This window comes from Dyadobacter koreensis, assembly GCF_900108855.1.
GTDB lineage: Bacteria > Bacteroidota > Bacteroidia > Cytophagales > Spirosomataceae > Dyadobacter > Dyadobacter koreensis.
Genome location: NZ_FNXY01000011.1, coordinates 238,497 through 255,029 on the forward strand (window position 1 = coordinate 238,497; position 16,533 = coordinate 255,029).

17 protein-coding genes and 1 pseudogene are annotated in these 16,533 nt (G+C 45.4%); all 18 read right to left on the bottom strand.

What is annotated here, in order from left to right:
- Positions 1-365: 365 nt before the first annotated feature.
- Positions 366-998: a hypothetical protein gene (locus tag BMY70_RS29560; RefSeq protein WP_090341928.1), complete on the bottom strand. Its 633-nt coding sequence runs from the start codon at positions 996-998 to the stop codon at positions 366-368.
- A 228-nt stretch (positions 999-1,226) separates the two neighbouring features.
- The gene (locus BMY70_RS29565; protein WP_090341930.1) at positions 1,227-1,514 is read right to left on the bottom strand and encodes a hypothetical protein; all 288 of its coding nucleotides are present in this window, start codon (positions 1,512-1,514) and stop codon (positions 1,227-1,229) included.
- A complete protein-coding gene (locus BMY70_RS29570) occupies positions 1,514-1,777 on the bottom strand; it encodes a helix-turn-helix domain-containing protein (protein ID WP_090341932.1) in 264 nt (87 codons plus the stop codon). The genes BMY70_RS29565 and BMY70_RS29570 overlap by 1 nt, the downstream gene beginning before the upstream one ends.
- Before the next feature lie 35 nt (positions 1,778-1,812).
- Positions 1,813-2,016, bottom strand: coding sequence for a hypothetical protein (locus BMY70_RS30750; RefSeq protein WP_143072176.1), 204 nt, complete (start codon positions 2,014-2,016; stop codon positions 1,813-1,815).
- A 100-nt stretch (positions 2,017-2,116) separates the two neighbouring features.
- Entirely contained in the window at positions 2,117-3,175 is a 1,059-nt protein-coding gene (locus BMY70_RS29575; protein ID WP_090341934.1) for a hypothetical protein, read from the bottom strand.
- 36 nt (positions 3,176-3,211) lie between these two features.
- Positions 3,212-3,994, bottom strand: coding sequence for a hypothetical protein (locus tag BMY70_RS29580; protein WP_090341936.1), 783 nt, complete (start codon positions 3,992-3,994; stop codon positions 3,212-3,214).
- 24 nt (positions 3,995-4,018) lie between these two features.
- Positions 4,019-4,864, bottom strand: a complete 846-nt coding sequence (gene traN / locus BMY70_RS29585) for a conjugative transposon protein TraN (protein ID WP_090341938.1) — start codon at positions 4,862-4,864, stop codon at positions 4,019-4,021.
- Positions 4,865-4,900: 36 nt separating this feature from the next.
- The gene (gene traM / locus BMY70_RS29590) at positions 4,901-6,229 is read right to left on the bottom strand and encodes a conjugative transposon protein TraM (RefSeq protein WP_090341940.1); all 1,329 of its coding nucleotides are present in this window, start codon (positions 6,227-6,229) and stop codon (positions 4,901-4,903) included.
- A 2-nt stretch (positions 6,230-6,231) separates the two neighbouring features.
- Positions 6,232-6,630, bottom strand: a complete 399-nt coding sequence (locus BMY70_RS29595) for a hypothetical protein (protein ID WP_090341942.1) — start codon at positions 6,628-6,630, stop codon at positions 6,232-6,234.
- 46 nt (positions 6,631-6,676) lie between these two features.
- Positions 6,677-7,294: a conjugative transposon protein TraK gene (traK, locus tag BMY70_RS29600; RefSeq protein ID WP_090341943.1), complete on the bottom strand. Its 618-nt coding sequence runs from the start codon at positions 7,292-7,294 to the stop codon at positions 6,677-6,679.
- Positions 7,295-7,340: 46 nt separating this feature from the next.
- Positions 7,341-8,453 (bottom strand): conjugative transposon protein TraJ, encoded by a 1,113-nt coding sequence (gene traJ, locus BMY70_RS29605; RefSeq protein ID WP_090341946.1) that lies wholly within the window; start codon positions 8,451-8,453, stop codon positions 7,341-7,343.
- Positions 8,454-8,464: 11 nt separating this feature from the next.
- Entirely contained in the window at positions 8,465-9,097 is a 633-nt protein-coding gene (locus BMY70_RS29610) for a hypothetical protein (RefSeq protein ID WP_090341949.1), read from the bottom strand.
- Positions 9,094-9,738, bottom strand: a complete 645-nt coding sequence (locus BMY70_RS29615) for a hypothetical protein (RefSeq protein ID WP_090341951.1) — start codon at positions 9,736-9,738, stop codon at positions 9,094-9,096. Before BMY70_RS29615 ends, BMY70_RS29610 begins: the two co-directional genes overlap by 4 nt.
- 11 nt (positions 9,739-9,749) lie before the next feature.
- Complete coding sequence (locus BMY70_RS29620; RefSeq protein ID WP_090341953.1) at positions 9,750-10,427, bottom strand: conjugal transfer protein TraI; 678 nt, start codon at positions 10,425-10,427, stop codon at positions 9,750-9,752.
- Between the two features lie 13 nt (positions 10,428-10,440).
- Positions 10,441-10,920 (bottom strand): annotated as a pseudogene (locus BMY70_RS29625) (TraG/VirB4 family ATPase); the annotation flags it as partial.
- 110 nt (positions 10,921-11,030) lie between these two features.
- The gene (gene ltrA, locus BMY70_RS29630) at positions 11,031-12,692 is read right to left on the bottom strand and encodes a group II intron reverse transcriptase/maturase (protein WP_090341956.1); all 1,662 of its coding nucleotides are present in this window, start codon (positions 12,690-12,692) and stop codon (positions 11,031-11,033) included.
- A 583-nt stretch (positions 12,693-13,275) separates the two neighbouring features.
- The gene (locus BMY70_RS29635; protein ID WP_090341958.1) at positions 13,276-15,288 is read right to left on the bottom strand and encodes a TraG family conjugative transposon ATPase; all 2,013 of its coding nucleotides are present in this window, start codon (positions 15,286-15,288) and stop codon (positions 13,276-13,278) included.
- 54 nt (positions 15,289-15,342) lie between these two features.
- The gene (locus BMY70_RS31425; RefSeq protein WP_229209825.1) at positions 15,343-16,350 is read right to left on the bottom strand and encodes a DUF4133 domain-containing protein; all 1,008 of its coding nucleotides are present in this window, start codon (positions 16,348-16,350) and stop codon (positions 15,343-15,345) included.
- Positions 16,351-16,533 lie beyond the last annotated feature (183 nt).

Below are 16,533 nucleotides of genomic sequence, written 5' to 3' on the forward strand. Positions count from 1 at the left end.
AATATTGTTCAGCATGCATGGCATCCCCTCAATACCAATCAGGCCGCTGTCAGAAAAAAATCTTCCCCCTAGTGTTTAACCAGAATTAGGTTCTAAATAAAGCAGGCAGACGATTATCTTGGTAAACTTTAGAGCGGTGGCTGTAATGGCTAACGCGTTTAAATCATCACTGGTTGTAATTGACCAGTCTAAGCAGATGTTTGATAATTATTTAGCAAGCGGCCAGTGATTGTCTGTTCTGGGCCAATCTGCCAAGGGAAACCTGTGGTCAACGCTTCCGATTTCCCACGCCGACGCTTTAAGATACAACTATAATGGATTATTTCCTGTGTTTTGGAAACAATCCATTAGGTCTTTGACTTTATTTAATTCATTCCACTTAAATCCGTAGCAAGATGAGGGCTTAAAAAGCTGTGAAGATAATTTTCGCTGTGGTAAATCAAGTTATCGTAAATATCGATTTTAAGTAGTTTCCCCGAGGCAAGACTTGCGGCGATGAAGTTGTTGCGCTGCACGTAACCAAAGCCATAGAACTGTTTAAAGTTGGTTTGTCCCGGACTGTGAGAAGGCTGCCTCGGATGAGTCCTGCTAACGGATTTAAATTCAATGGCATTAAATCCGCAGCTTTGGCCGTAAGACTGTAAGACAGGCCATGCACCACTTTTTTCCAAAGCCGGTATCATCGCTGGAATCTGAGGCCAGTTTGGAAGGTATAGCTCCAGAAGCTCTCCTTTCTGGTGCGGCCGAAGCCATTTTACAAACTCGTAAAGCTCATCATGTTTCCAGCATAGTCCCAATAGCCTCTTCCAGCGCTCACGCAGCTCTTTGCTTAGACCGCAGGGAAACGCGCTTCTTTCCGAGCTGTAGTCATAGCTATACCAGGTTTGAATTTTCAACTGCTGCGGACAGTGCTCATCAGCCCAGCTGAGTTTAAATTTGAAAAGTGATTCATTCGGATCAGGCCGCAGCGCCCGTCCTTTCAGTTTTTTTAAAACCATTTTGAAATGTTTTAATCAGAGAATAGAAAAATAAAATAATTTCTCAATCGCTAGATCGCTTAATCGTTCCATTGAAATTTCTATTGAAACCATTTTATAGGGTTTTGCGCGCAGCGAGCCTGCCGGTATGAAAATACCGGAACATAGTCAGATAGCTCCCAACATTAGAGCAGGGTATAATATGGATATTTAAATGTATTGGGGAGTGCGCTTTCCAGGGCGCGGGAATTATTCGCTCAGCAGCTGGATCCTACTGCCCATTTTAGGATGATAGGACGGGGTATAGACAATATAGCCCAGCGTCTGAAGCTCACCGATATACTTATGGTAGGTAATCAGCCCGCTTATGCGCGCAAGACGCATGACCTTTTTTCGGGAAATGTAAAAATCACCGGCTGTTTCCGATTGCGCATATAGCTCGATCAAAGCGTGGTAGGTCGCAAGATGCCAGACGTTAAGTCGTTGGTCCTGGCAGGCCCTGCGGATCAGGTGAAGGATTTGGTCTTTTTTCATCATCAAAGGTGGCCGTTGGTTAATAACTGCTGTACATCACTATGTTTGTAATAGAATGAACCTGCAATTTTTACCGGGGCCAAAGCACCCGTGATGCGCAGCTTTTGAAGGGTGCCGGGCGAGATTTTTAAAAGCTTTCTGACATCCGCACTTTTCAGCCACTGATCCGGTGCCGCTTCTTTGCTGGACAGGTAAGGTTTTAAATCGCTTAAAAGCTGCTGGCGGAATGTCTCAAGATCCTGCTTTGTGATCATTTCAATCTGCATAAACTGGTATGTTAAGGTGAAACATGTGTTAAAGGTCAAAAGCCCGTCAGCCGGATCCGGCTGGCCTTTCGTTTGTAAAAACAGGGCTCGTAGCGCACATAGCGAAGTTCATCCAGGTCATGCATAAGCCTTACATAGGTAGCGCAGCTTGAGATTTTCGCTGCCGGCATAATCTGGCGGCTAAACATTTCCAAAGGCCCTGACGCTCCCTGCCTTTCCCAAAGTGAAAAAAGGCTCACATAAAGGCCTATATGTGCGGTGCTGATTCTGGGATCGTTTTCGATGCGGTTAAAAAAAACAGTTAACAGACTGGCCGCATCGGGGAGCCCGGGCGCGCTTTTATCTTCTGGGACGGTTTCTATTGACTTTTTGGATTTTAACTGGCTGCTTGTGCTGCACCTGAATGGTCTTGGTTTGCGCGTGCACGGTATCGGCCCTGGCGATGCTGGTTTTCTGATGGTTTTGATCATAGACTGTCAGATTTTTAAACTGGGGGTTTGCTTCTAAAAATATCTTGGTTTCTTTTCCATCCTTTTGAAGTGTGACAGGCGTCCGGTCACCATTTTTTAAGCTTTCAGTCAGCTTTTGGATGTCCTGGCCGAAACCTTCTTTTTGAAGGTTCAGCCTGCTTATTTCTTTTTGGACGTCGTATCCGAATCCCTGGTGAAATTCTTTCACCCGGTACTGTCCCGCTGCATCTTTATCATTGAAATCGAGCTGAATCCATTTTCCCTGGGAGACTGGGCTTCCAGGTTCAGCGTTTTGCTTAAAAAGGGCACGTCCCTGCAAAAGATTTTGAGCCTGTAAGGCGTTGATATCAGAAGAGAAATGCTGGGAGATGCCAGGCGTTCTGCTGCCTTCTTTTTTTAATGCCGCATCATAGCCGGTGAGCTGAAAATGACCGTTTTCATCCTTTGAAAAGTTTAGCTTGTAGTCCATCTTTTCATTTTGGCTTACGTAGCGTGATACGGGCAGCTGAAAGTGCTGCTGACCTGCCGCCAGGTTTTTTGACAGTTCGCCGCGCAGGTCTCCAAAGCCTGCTTTACTGATTTTATCAGACAGTACCGGTAAATTGGCCGCGGAGCGCTGTTTGTCCATACGCTGCTCTTTCTCAACTGCGAGCACCTGGCGGATACTGTTGAAAAGACGCTGAAAAAAATTAGGATACAGTTCTTTTTTTAGCTGGGCGCGCTGGCGGGCAAGAATCTGAAGGGCTAACTGCTCTTCTGGATCCCTGCTTTTTCCATAGCGGCGCTGCAAGTGAACCAGAAAGCTAAGTTTCTGCTCTAAAAAAGCTTTGTCCTTTAAAATCGACGGACTGAAAATTTTCGAGAAACGCTCTTCTTTCTGGCGCCACTGCTCAAGTCCGGTGGCGACCCGGTTAATTTGCTGCTGCATAAGCTTACAGGATTAATTTGGCTTCCAAGAAGCTGTTCACATCTTTTGCCCCTTTGATTTTCTTGGCTGTTGCTGCATGTGATCTTCTGTTTTTGTATGCAATTTTTCAGCCTTATCAGGCGCCTGCTGCTGGCTTTGGGATACAGCATTTTTTTCAGACTGGTTTTGGCGGATGCGCTGATGGTTCTGATCGTAGACCACGATGGATTTGAATTTGGGGCTGGCCTCTACAAAAGCTTTTTGATCTGAATCATTTCCTGAGAGCGTAATAGCCTGCCGGTTGCCTTTTCTGAGCGAATCAAGGAGCTTACTTTTATCCTGCACATTGCCAATTTCTTTGATAGGAAGACGCGACAAGGCCTTTTCAAGGTCAAATCCGTACTGCTCTGAATAGCGCTGCAACTTAAAGTTGCCGCTGCTTGTCGTCTCTTTGAAATTAAGCTCAATCCAGGCATTGTAAAGCTTGCCGTCCTTATTGACAAGGTCTTTGTTAACTGCCCTTCCGTCCAAGAGATTATAGGCCTCCTTGCGAGTCACACTGCCGTCTTTGTGAATTGGAAAATTCTGGCGGAGCGTATTTTCACTGTTTTCTTTTTTCAGCGAAGCATCGTAACTGTTAAAAAAGAATCGGTCGCTCTCGGTTGACTTTTTAAAATGAAGCCGCGAAGCTACTTCATCTTTTCCATAGGTGGCAAGGTGCGAAAGCGTAAACTCGTTTTGCGGCTTTTGTAGGTTTTCTTTTAGCTGCCCGTTTAAATCCACGCCAAAGCCGGTGAATTTCAACTGGTCTTTCAGGTATTCAAAATTTTGCTCGTTCATAGGATATATATTGAAAGTGAATACTCAGGATTTATTGATAGGTTTTGCACGGAGGATTGTTTTATTGGGAACTTTCAGGCTAAGGTGCCTTCCTCCGTTTTTTTCCATCAATTGAATGGTCAGTTGTTTGGCATCTGCAATGGTGAATTTTGAAAGAGCAAACACAAATTCATGGGACTTGTTTGCCTGAATTATGCTTGTATCGCCGCGCACATATAAGGGATTAATTTCTGTTTGCTGAGTAGCAGTCCTCTTTACGCGTTTTCTGTCACTGATAAAAAATCGCAGACTTTCAATGTTATAAGAAATGTTCGAGCGGTTGTCGAGCCTTAATCTGTAAAAAATCACCTCCGAATTAACGTAAAGCCCGCTGAGCGAAAGTCTGGCTTTATGTGAAGAGTCTTTTATTTTGCCGAGAATATTTTGCTGCTCAGAAGCGTGCTGTGATGTATTTTTAAGAAACTCTTCATTAGGCTCTTTTTCCAGCACCGCATCCGCCGGTTTTGATGCATCTGGAATTTTGATCAGTTCAATGTTCAGCTGAGAGGGCTCCTGGCAGTAATTTACGACAAAGGAGTACAGCTTTCCGTCAGAGGTGATAACAGTCAGGTTTGTCTGTTGAAAGTCATTTATCGCCGCTTTTACCTGCAGGATATTTTCAACGCCTTTGGCTTTCTGTGCCAGAATGTCACGGCTGCCCTTATCTACACTTTTTAGCGCATAAGGAAAAATCAGATTGACTGTTTTGTTGTAGGTGATCTCCAAAGGAAAAGGTTCAATGACAAAGAGCTGTACATCCTGTGCCCATGCTTTTGTACCAATAGTCAGGAAAAGCAGGCCAATGATTTTACTTAACTTGCTGTGGTTCATTATGCTTTTATTTTAACTGTTATGGTGAAGTGGGGCTCAGATGGATTTCATGTTTCCATCCTTTAAAAGAATCTGGTAACCGGCCTTGACCGATACCTGCACAAGCCTGGCTTTTTTTCCAAGTAAAGTTTTAGCAGCCTGAATTCCTGCGCTGGCTGCCTGAGCACCTATTGAGGGGTCAACAGATCCAAGTGATAGCCCCTGTATATCCTGGCTTACAGATTGCTTGGCAACATTTCTTGAAATGGAGCCTGGAATGTAGATCCCCGCCTGTCCATCAAGGTCATAGACAGACAGTTTAACAGGGAACAGTGAGTTATTCAGCCGTATAGAAGTGATGTCAATCAGGAGCCGCTCACCATTAACCGAGACGGTGCCGAATATAAGATTATCTTTAGGTATTAATGTTCCGGCCACATGGATATCGGCTGTAAGTCTAAGCTTTATGGTCGAGCCCGTCACAAGCGTCTGCTCTTCATGCACCACCGCTTTAATGGTATTGTCCACACTTGGGCTCACAGGCTCGTCAAGTGAGAAAAATCCATTAGTCTGAAAGCTGACCCTGGAAACTGGGGTGCTCGCTGAATCAGATGCGCCCGCTGAAAAGTTTTCAATTTGCGTCTGGCTGGACGAACTAGTGACAGGGTAGGATAGTGTTTGTGCTGCCGCGTTCTGGGCCTGAATTCGACTTGCAACCCGCTCAGGATGCTGTATGTCAAGAATTTTTTCCAGCATGCTGTTCAGCTCTTGCAACTCAGGATCCTGAGGGTCGATGTTTTGCTGACTATCCAGATTTGCCATCAGAGATTCGAGTTTTTGCAGATTTTCATCAGCAGCGGACACTGCTGCTTTTTGCGTAAGCTCAGACCCGGTAGCGGGCTGGCTGAACTGCGGTTCACTGCTTTTGGCCAGCACAGAATCAAGGGTTTTAAGTTTACTGATGATACGGGCCTGCTGCGCACCGGCATAGGTTTTACCTTTGTAAGAAACGGGTTTTTCTTTTTTAAGTCCACTTGGTGGCGCGCCAAGCCCCTGCATTGAAAGTTCTCCAGCTGATTTATCTGGCTGCGTTAACTCTGCACTGCGGTAAGGATCTTTTTTTAGCTGCTCACGGATTTTTGCAGAATCATCCATTGCTTGTTTATAGTAGGTAAGCTTGTTAAATGCAGTTTCATCTTTCAGCCTGGCGTCTGGAAGGCTTGTATTTAAACCCTGGGGCTGAGTTTGAGTTACCTTACTTTTATGGATCATTTTAATTCCAATAGCCCAGTAGGCCAGCGTCAGAAAAGGTAGTATTAACACAGGCAGATAAGTGTAGAACTTTCTGTTTTGCAAGAATGAGGCAGAGTGCAGTTTTGCTTCCATGATTATTTTGGGGTATGGTTTAATTGATTCAAACTGTCTTTTGATACAGCGTTTTCAAGGCTGTCCAAATAGTTATTTAACTCCGTTTGAGCCCGCAGCTGCTCTTTGATTCCGGAAGGATCAAATACCCGGATGTGACCTTGCCGCGCATCCGCTCCTGTTTTATTTAGAGAAATAAAGCCTTCAAAAATCAGGTAGGCACAGTAGCAGCTACTTACCGTGATCACCGTTACACAGAGTGCTTTGAGCCATGCGCAGGAAAGTTTTTCCGCCCTGGATCCCATGTAGCTTGCCCAGCTGCGCTGCATCGTGATAAGTTTTCGAAAGATCTGTATGGCAAGCTTGGAGTCAGCCTTATCTGCTGGTTTTCTGGCGCGGTGCGCATTGAATTTGTAGAACATACCTGTTGACGTTTAGATATTATGAATTCCCAGATTCTGAAACTGGCTACCGGTTCTGAACACCGATGTCCCTGTTTTCAACTGTGATCCATTTCTCGATCAGAAAGCCGTGTGGATTATTGTCGGATCGGGAAACTGTTCTTAGTGAGCCTTCGGTAATCAGACTTCGGGTGACGATACTGGTCGGTCGAATAATGCGCTGCTGAGCAATACATTTAAAACTGTAAGGATAGCTGCTGATCTGTACGTGGATGCTATCAATCTGAATCTGCTGGCTTATGTTTCCTGAAATAATGCCGGTGTAATAACCAGATTCTCGCAGATCATCATACTGCTTTTTGGCTGAACCATCTGCCAGATACAAAGCCTTGGCAAGACTGGATTGAATGGCTTTATCATCCGGATCCAGCGTGAAAAAGAGCTTATGGAAACTGGCGATATGGTCGCGTGCTTCGACAGGGATATTTTCACTTCTGGGGGAAGCATACGCTTCAAGAATTTTTCCTGATTCCAGAATGTAAACCCTTGACTGAGCCGTTTCAATGCTTTTAAGACTTTTGAAAAGTGTGAAGCAGCAAAAAAACGCGGAGCTGATAAGGGCAATAAAAGTGAAAGTGCGGATATGCTTGAAAGCCGTGTCAATATTTTTTGCTTTTTGAAACATAGCATGTATTGTTTGATAGACAAAGTTGTCTGTTTTAAAAATTTAGCTACTTACCGGGGCCTTTGTCAGCGGCCCTGGGTAACCTTCCAAAGCCACCACCTGCTGGAAACGCTACGTTACCCGCAGCCATGGCCGTATTGGCAAAAAGTGTGGTGACCTTATGCAGCAGGGTATTTTGTCCGCCCGCCTGAATGATGTATCCTGCCACCGATGGGACTGAGAAGTAGCCTACTATCCCAATGATTAAAAAAATCAAGTATGCCATATCGTGGGCATTAAAAAAAGTATCTCCGTTCTCCTGCACTTGCCGGATATCAAGCGCTATCATTTTCTCCTGAATTTTTCCGATGATCGCCCCAAAGATGTTGGCTACCGGAAGCCACAGGTATATATTAATGTAGCGGGCAATCCAGGAAGTTAAAGTGTGCTGAAACCCGTCAAAAACAGCAATTCCAAAAGCAATAGGCCCGATCACAGCCAGCACGATCAGATGAAATGTCCGTATTGTATTGATGCATAAAGCTGCCGATTCAAACACAACACGCAGGATTTCGCTGAGCGCAGCTTTAATTGAGTTTCTGAAATTGTAGCTTTGCTTGGCCATGTAAAATTTGATATCATTGGAGATCCCGTCAGTAAATCCTTCGGAGTAGCCATCACCGTAGGTGTATTTCAGCCACTTCTCCCGGCTTCCCTTCTGATCATCACCCACATACATTTCCCAGAATTTGGATGATTTAACTGCATCTTCCTTCTTTTTTAAAAGCAGGGCAATGGCTTTGTCTGAGTCCTGGACCATGCCCGAGGTGCCACGGACCGTAGGTGAGAGCACCGCATTAAGAAGCGCGATGACCGAGGGGAAAATAAAAATGGCAAAACCCAGAACGAACGGCCGGAAAAGCGGATAAAAATCAATCGCTTCCGCGTTTGCAAGATGCCGCCACACGCGTGAGGCGATGTACCAGATGGCGGCGAATCCTGCAATGCCGCGCCCTACACTAATCAGTTTGCCGCAAAGTGGCAGCATCTCGTTATACAGACTATCGAGCACGCCATTAAGTCCGCGCACCTGCTCAGAGAATCCCTGTGCCTGGCAAAAGCTGGGCAATAGCGCTGCCAGAGTCACAAAAATCGTGACTTTAAAAAATCTCGTTTTCATCAGGTTATCCTTTAGGGGTTTAGCTCGTAAAGCTCTTTGAGCATCAATGCATCCGATAACTCATTTTCTCTTTGTGCTTGCAGTACTGAGGCGCTTCCATTGAAATGCCTTAGAAAGGAAAGCTGGTCGGTAATCTCTTCATGAAGTTTGTCGATGGCCCGAAGCCTTTCATCATCGGATGCCCTGAGCTTTTTGGCGGTTAAGACCGTTGTGAGCGCATCCAGGTTTTTTAGACTTGACGTTGTTAGCTGATCATATACCTTCCCGATATACGTAAGCTCATCCTGCGAGAATTGGCCGGATGCTTTAAAGCGCTGATGCGCCTGACCAAGTTCTCTTGCGATTGCGAGCTGAGCCTGAATGATATCTTTAACGCGGGAGTAGTTTTTAACCGCAGGGCTTACCTGCAACAGGCCGTCTAAAAACGCTTCATGCAGTTTGAAATTTCCTTCTGACAGATCCTTGATCGTATTATATCCTTTGAAAACGATTTCATAACCAGCTTTGAGCTCGTTCAGGATTTTTCGGAGCTCGCTGAGCTTTTCAATATTTAGAATCAACTGCGTGACTTCGGCCGTCTGCGCTTTCAGTGGACAGTTGCTGCCCAGTAAGAAAAGCCAGAAAAAGATGCTTAGTTTTTTCATCTTGGTTCGTTTAATCCGTGAATATTTTTTCGGATGATCATTTCGGATTGTTCATTTTTGAGCTGCCTGGCAAGAAGCTTTGTATTCTGGTCGAATTCTTTGACAAAAACGTAATTGTCCTGCATCTGCTGAAAGCAGAGTTCAATTCGCTCGATGCGCTGATCGTCGCTCATCGAAAGATTTCCATTGCGGATCACAAGAAAAAGATTGGATAGCACAGACTGGCAGTCATCATAAACCAGCGTTAGAACCTTATTAATATACGCCATCTGATCGGCATTGAAAAAGGATTCAAGCTCTGCTGGCAGCCTTTCACAGGTCTGGTTGACGCGGCCGTGTAGGTCGGTGATCTGCTGCAGCCGGCTGGATGATCCGACTTTCGGATTTACAATCAGCAGTGAGTCAAAGCGGTTTTTATGGAGTTTGAATTCGCCCCGTTTGATTTCACCAATCGTGGTCAACCCCTCTTTGGCGATCTTGTAACCTTTTTCAGTGAGCTCAAGATAAATTTTAAGCTGGGCGATCTGCTCAATAAGATACTCTTTCTGAGTGGCATTCTGCCGGAACCATTCCTTGAAAATTTGGGCCGGACAAAGATTTGAAAACAAAAGCATCAAAAGGGTAGTGGCTATTTTTTTCATTGTTTTCCTGGTTACTGGATTCCGTAGAGCTCTTTGACCACTTTTGCGTCAAACTCGCTATTGGCTCGGGACAGACTGAGCACTTTATTTTCGTGATTGAAGCTGCTGAGCTCATCGTAGACTTTGTCAACCTGAGCAGCCGCTTTGTCAATGATTTCAAGGCGTTGGACATCGGACATCTGGGTGGAAAATGATTTTACCACGAGCGTGAGAAGGTCTACATTTTTGGCCGTTTCATCGAGCATCCCCTCATAGACCTTTTGCATGTAATGCAGCTCGGCGGCTGTGAAATGTCTGTCCTTTTGAAACAGGATCCAGGTTTTTTGATACTCTTCCACAATCAAAACCTGCTTCTGGGCGATCTCTTTTATTTTAAAATAGTAAGCGATCACAGCCTTGACTTTTTTTAGCTCATCATAGTACTCCTTGTAAAGGTCGCGCTGCTTTTTAACCCAGTCGGTAATCTCATCAAGCTTTAATTTAGCCATCGTATTTTCCAGCGCCTTTTGGGCATTCTGAAGCTTGATAACCGCATTTTGTCTTCTTTGAATCAGAAGATCAACAGCCTTTACAACCCGTTTGATTGCTTCTTTAATAATCTGGGCCCAGGGGATTGCAGCCTGGGCTGTTCCAACCGGAGTAATCGTGGCGAATGACACCATCAGGACGAAAAGGATTCTTTTTAACATGGTCTGTATTCGTTTATGTTCTGGCAGCGGCCGCCATTTCCTGCGCAAGTAGCTGAATTCCCTTTTTGATGCTTCCGTATTTTCGGGCGTATTCATTAACCTTGACCTTTTCGGTCTGCTCAGTAGTGTAGCTCAAATACTCCTGTGGGCTTACTTCTGTACGGTAAACTTTGGAGAGCACCCCGCCCAGGCTGATGAACACTTCCTTGTATTTTCGCATTGGATCATTGGCCTTGTTTACAGAGAGAACCAAAGTCTTTTCTTTTTCGGTTAGTCCTAAAAGCTCCTGGATCTGATCGAACTTGTTCTGGTATTTGGATTGATCGAGCAGTATCTTGCAGTCCGAATTATTGATGATGGCCTGCTTGACAATAGGGGAGGAAATAATATCTTCCACTTCCTGAGTCACGACAATGGCCTCGCCAAAGTATTTTCTAACCGTTTTAAATATATACTTTACATACTCCGCCATCCCTTCCTTAGCGATTGCTTTGTCGGGTAGGTCAGCGGGATTACTCCCGCTTTCCCCCCTAAGAACCGTACGTGAGAGTTTCCCCTCATACGGCTCAGGTAACTTAAAATTCCTAATTTGGAACCAGCTCATCATAACTTCAATTTTAATTGGTGGTAGCTTCTGCGACAGACATCATGAACAAGGAAGTTTCTCATTTGTCCTTCTTCCATTAGGGCAATGGTGCCCCAGGGAAGTTCTCGTCCGATTAGTTTGCCACAGAAGGGGCACGTGCGTTTTTGCCGCTTCCACAGGTGGAGTAGCGACTTCTTGCCCCCAAGGGATTCGAGCATCTTGTAGGCCTCCCTTTGGTCAAAGTAGTGTTTCCACTCAGGATCGAAGGGATTAGCGTCCTGCTTAATCTGAACGTGGCGGAGTATCTTAGTGTCGTACAGCCTTTTCAGAGAGAACACTTCGTTTCTGTTCTTAAAGTCAGGCGTATCGACGGCGAATGTCCAGTTTCTGTTCTTGACTTTGCGGAAATACTTATTTGCGACCCAGAATTTGCCCTTTTTTGGGTGCCTTCTCATAGCCCATGCCCACAGCTTTTTAAATATCAGTGAATCTGCCTTCCTGAAAGTCTCGGATGCTACACAGCTTTTATAGTAGTTTGCCCATCCCGTAATAATTGGGTTCAACTGCCTGATGAGTACGTCCTGCCGACTAGTTTTATTGGCATCAATGATTGCTGCCACTTTTTCGTAGAATCGCCTCAGGCTATCCTTGGATGGTTTAATCAGAAGCTTGCCGTTGTCGTATTTACGGATGTTGAAGCCAAGAAAGTCGAACCCCTCTGTAATGTGCGTGATCTTGGTTTTTTCCATGGAGAGCTCTAACCCTCTTTCTGATAGAAAATCCTTGATCAGGGGCAGCACTTCGTTTTCGAGTTGCTTTCTGCTAGCAGCCGTGATGATAAAATCGTCAGCATAGCGAACCAGGTTTATCTTAGGAACAATCAGTTCCAGATTAGCCTGTCTCTTTCTGAATTCTTCTGCAAGTAACCCTTGCAAGCCATCCAGGGTCAGATTGGCAAGTGTGGGGGAAATGATACCTCCTTGCGGAGTGCCTTCTTCTGTTGGGAATAGTTTCTTTTCAAATATGAAACCACTTTTCAGCCATTTTTGGAGCATCACCTTGTCTGTTGGCGCATGGTTTTGCAACCACTGGTGGCTGATGTGGTCGAAACATCCCTTGATGTCAGCTTCTAATACCCATTGGGGCGACACCCTTTTAGAAAGCAGATTGAAACAAAGTGCCATGGCGTCAGCTGTACTGCGTTCCTTGCGGAATCCGTACGAGTGGCTGTCCGCTATGGTTTCCGTCACTGGTTCCAACGCCATCAGGTATAAGGCCTGCATGGCTCTGTCTTTCATGGTAGGTATGCCCAAGGGGCGTAGCTTCCCGTTCTTCTTGGCAATGTTTACCCGTTTTAACGGTTGGGGTTGGTATCCCCGTCTTTTCAGGTCGGTAATGGCCCGATACTTTGCATTTGGTGTAGACCAAAGAACTGCATCCACACCTGCTGTATTCTTACCTTTGTTTGAAGTTACTCGTTTCACGGCCAAAGCTTTGGCGTGAAACGAATGCGTCAGCATCCATTGCAGGGCTTTCACCTTGTTATGTTTGCCTTCTTTCTGAGCTTTTACAATACGCTCTTGCAGCTTTCGGACACTAGCCTCGCAGCTGGCCCAGTCTATGCTGTCCCAGTTTTCGGCCTTGTTGGCAGGCGCACACGTCTTATTAATTACGTTCATTTGCTTTCCTCCTTTGAAAGTTCTGTAATGTTATTGTAATAAGTTACCATGCAGAAGTCTGCCCGCTTTCGCGTGGGGTGAGATTCAAACCCCTATCCGTCTTATTATCAGACGGCTTTCGCTTTCTCTGCAATCCTTTACCCGCACCGTTATCAGCTCGCCTTACGGTTTGCTTTCCTGCCTAGAGGGCAGGAACGATACGGGCTTACCGAGTTCCGCATAAGTGACATATGAGTGGGTTAGGCTCCGTCTATCCACCGGCAGTGCTTTGTTCGTGTACCCCATGCATGGACGGGGGTAGCCGACTGCGTCCCATTTTGGGTTAAAGCCTATCAGTATCTTTGGCTTATTCGAAGTTACGGCGGTTCAAACGACGGTTCACTTATGTTAGCCATACCACTCAACCTAGCACCCATATCCCCTGATACTAGGGATAGTTGCTCAGCCTCACAGCTTTTGCTCCTCCTTTTCAGGAAGGCTGCATTGTCCCGACAGCTTCACACACCACCGTTACCAGCGATGCATGTGTCGGTAGGTTACCGCTGACGAAACAGCGGGTCTGGTCATATTGCCAGACAATCACTTATGCGGCGTCTCGTCGCACCCACGCTTCCTCAATCAAAAGGACCTTTCTGACGCCTTCCAGCTTGCGCATCTTGCTGATGAAAAGCTCCATGATAATGATCGTTACAATCGGAAATAAAATGACATGCTCCTTAATATTATCCAGCTCAAAGACGATGAAGCGCTGGTGCAGAAGGTCCAGATTTTTGCTTGCGTTCAAAAGATAGTCAAACTCGCCACCCCGGTAGTAGGGCATCAGAACGTAGAGGAAATTGTGAATATCAAAATCCTTCTCCTTTACATTATCAGTCTTGATGATGCGGATAAAGTCCGTTTTTAAAAACTCATAGAAACTGTTAAAACACGGGAAAATCTCAGCGTGTCTGTCCAGGTGTGAAAAGTACAGGGATAATGCATTAGAGAGCGCTACATATTCACTTCGTTTAAAGGTTTCATCATCCTTTTTCCAAAGCGACAATAGAAGTGTTTTGATACTCTCCTTCTTTTCTGTGTCCAGCTGCTCACCCTCAGGAATAAAAAAAGGGTTAAACTCGATCGGATGCTTTTCATCGTAAGTAAAATAATAGCCACCGACCATATCACAAAGCCCTTTATAGCTGTGGCCAACATCAACAAGCACGATGTGGGCACCTGTTTCAAAGTAGCTTCTGACCATATGATTGGTAAAAAAGCTTTTACCTGAGCCCGACGGCCCTAAGATGAATTTGTTTCTGTTGGTACAGATTCCCATCCGGATAGGCTCGTCGGAAATATCCACATGAATGGGCCTCCCGGTCAGGCGGTCACCCAGTCTGATACCTACCGGGCTGATCGAATTTCGGTAGCTGGATTCCAGGTTCAGAAAACACGCGGCCTGTTCAGTGAACGTATCAAATGTTTCGTTCATCGGAAAATCAGCCTGGTTGCCGGGAATCCCTGCCCAGTAAATTTGAGGGGCACCTACAATCTCCTGCCGTGCACTTGCGTCCATCTGGGCGAGCGCCGAGGTTGTCATATTTTTGATTTCTTTCAGCTCAGTCAGATCATCGCTCCAAACCATCAGGTTAAAATGCGCTTTCACTGGCATGCGCTGCTCTTTGATCGCTTCATTTAAAAATTCGTTGGTCGCATCAAGTCCCAGATGGTTCTCGCGGGCATGCAGCGATAAGGATTGTAGTCTCAGCCTTTTGCTTTCAAGCCGCTTCAAGGTTTTATCAGGGTCTTCAATAAATATGAATTGGTTGTAAATATGATTGCAGGATAAAAGCTGACCCAAACTGCTGGCGAAACCGGTACTGAATTTGGTCCGGTCACTGGAATACTTCTCATAGTGAATCCCCGGGCTGCAGCTGCCTGGCAGATCCGCGGCGTCAGCCAGCGCGTAAAGCTGACAGTACTGGTCGCCGATTTTTATGCCTTTTTCAAAATGGATATCACGAAGGAGCTTCGATGAGCTGTTATCTGATAAATAAAGGTACTGCTCCAATAGCCCCTGTTTGCCTGGTGTGCTAAGTAGCTCACCGTCATCTAGAAGACGCATTTTGACAAACCCTGAATCTTCCATGATCCTTTTGAACTGGCCTGCGCTGCCACGGAATTCCTGAAAGGCTTGTTCATTTAGCGTCTGCTTTGGGAATAAACTAGGCCTTAAAAGATTAGAGAAAATCGAGCTTGACGGTTTTCTGTCGGCAGGTTTTTTAGTTATAAAAACATAGCAGCGGTGATCCAGAAACGGCCGCTCGTTGAAGAAACGTTCCGAGCTATGGGTTAGAAAACTGGTATCTTCCTTTGAAAAGTCAGCCTTATAGGCGCTTTTTAAAAAATAGTCTTGCTTGTGGAAAACACTTCCGACAGGAAGCATTTTCAGCGCTTTGACCCAGCTTTGATGAAAGGCGTCGTACTGCTGGTCTGAGAGTGTGAAAATCTCTGGCAACTGAACCTCAAAGCCCATGGTGACATCGCCCTGCTTGGAGAGTAGGCATCCACCGGATACTTCCAGAATTGGTAGTAAGTCATCAAGTAACTTTTCCATTTGGATTTGAAGTTTTAATGATTGAAAGCCAATTTGCTCGTAGCCAGCTACGGGCTATTGGAATATTCTTCTTGAAAATGAGCGGATGATCTTCGGTGTCTTTCTTTTGGCCATGGCCTTGATTAGCCCGTGTTCACCATACTGCGCGTTCAGATGGTAGACTATGACTGCGATCAAAGCACCCAAAGCCAGTGTAAGTAGCAGCGTGATATAGGTATTGACTTTGAGCGTATACAGGACCGCATAAAACAGCAGGTCAATCAGAAGTCCAAGTCCCATGTATCCGATGTACTGCGCTTTGAGTCCCTTGAAGACAAGACTTTTATTGATTCCCTTATTGATCGGATATTGTTTATTTGACATGATTTCTATTTCTTCAATTGGTTTTACAATTGCACCAGATGGTAACCTATTGGTATGTGAGCGAATTCGGCCCGAACTGTGAGCTGAATTTTCGAGCAGTTCGCTTTGGAAGTAGGTGACGGTTTTCAGCGGCGGTACTTGTTTGACAGCTGGTACAGGTATAGTAACCGGAAAGGGTATGGCAGCTGTTTCTGGTTCAGTAACAACGGCGGATGCGGTTCTTTTTCCAGCAGTATGTTCCCTTGGCTGAGGCGCTGAATTTCTCTTTTTTCTTTTCAGATAATGCCGGATAAAGTTTGATATCGTAATATAAATGCTGTGCTGCTCGGCAGTATAAGAATTAAATTTGAGAAGACTGAATACGGGCTCACAGGCGCTGAGAACATCTAAAACCTGATCAGTGAGCTCATTGATTTTGACCCATTTTAAAAATGTTTTTGGGAATTCGCTGGCAATGACCGCGCAGACATAACCAAAGCGTGAGGGCCGAAGCTCCGATGTAATCAGCTCAACGCTTTGATCGATAATCTCCTGCTGCGGTTGACCCAGGGCAATCATTTCCCTGATTCTGTCACAGGTTTTTTTTACCTTTTTTTTCAGGGAGCGCGGTCTGGAATATATAAGGGGATCTTTGATTAAAATCTCTGGATTATCCAGGTAAAGATAGGGATGGTAATCGGCCGTCAGTAGCTCTTCCATAGTCGTTACAGTTTAGAAAGCATTTCAAAGGGATCTGGAAAGGATTAAAACTGGTGGTTTAATTCTTCGTTTGGTCAGCGGATATTTACCGCTTATTGGCTCAGAAGGCTTTGCGTTAAATGTCTGAGTATTGATTGTTTGCTGTGATTTTTTTACAACCGGCAGAGGCCTGGGCCTCTTACC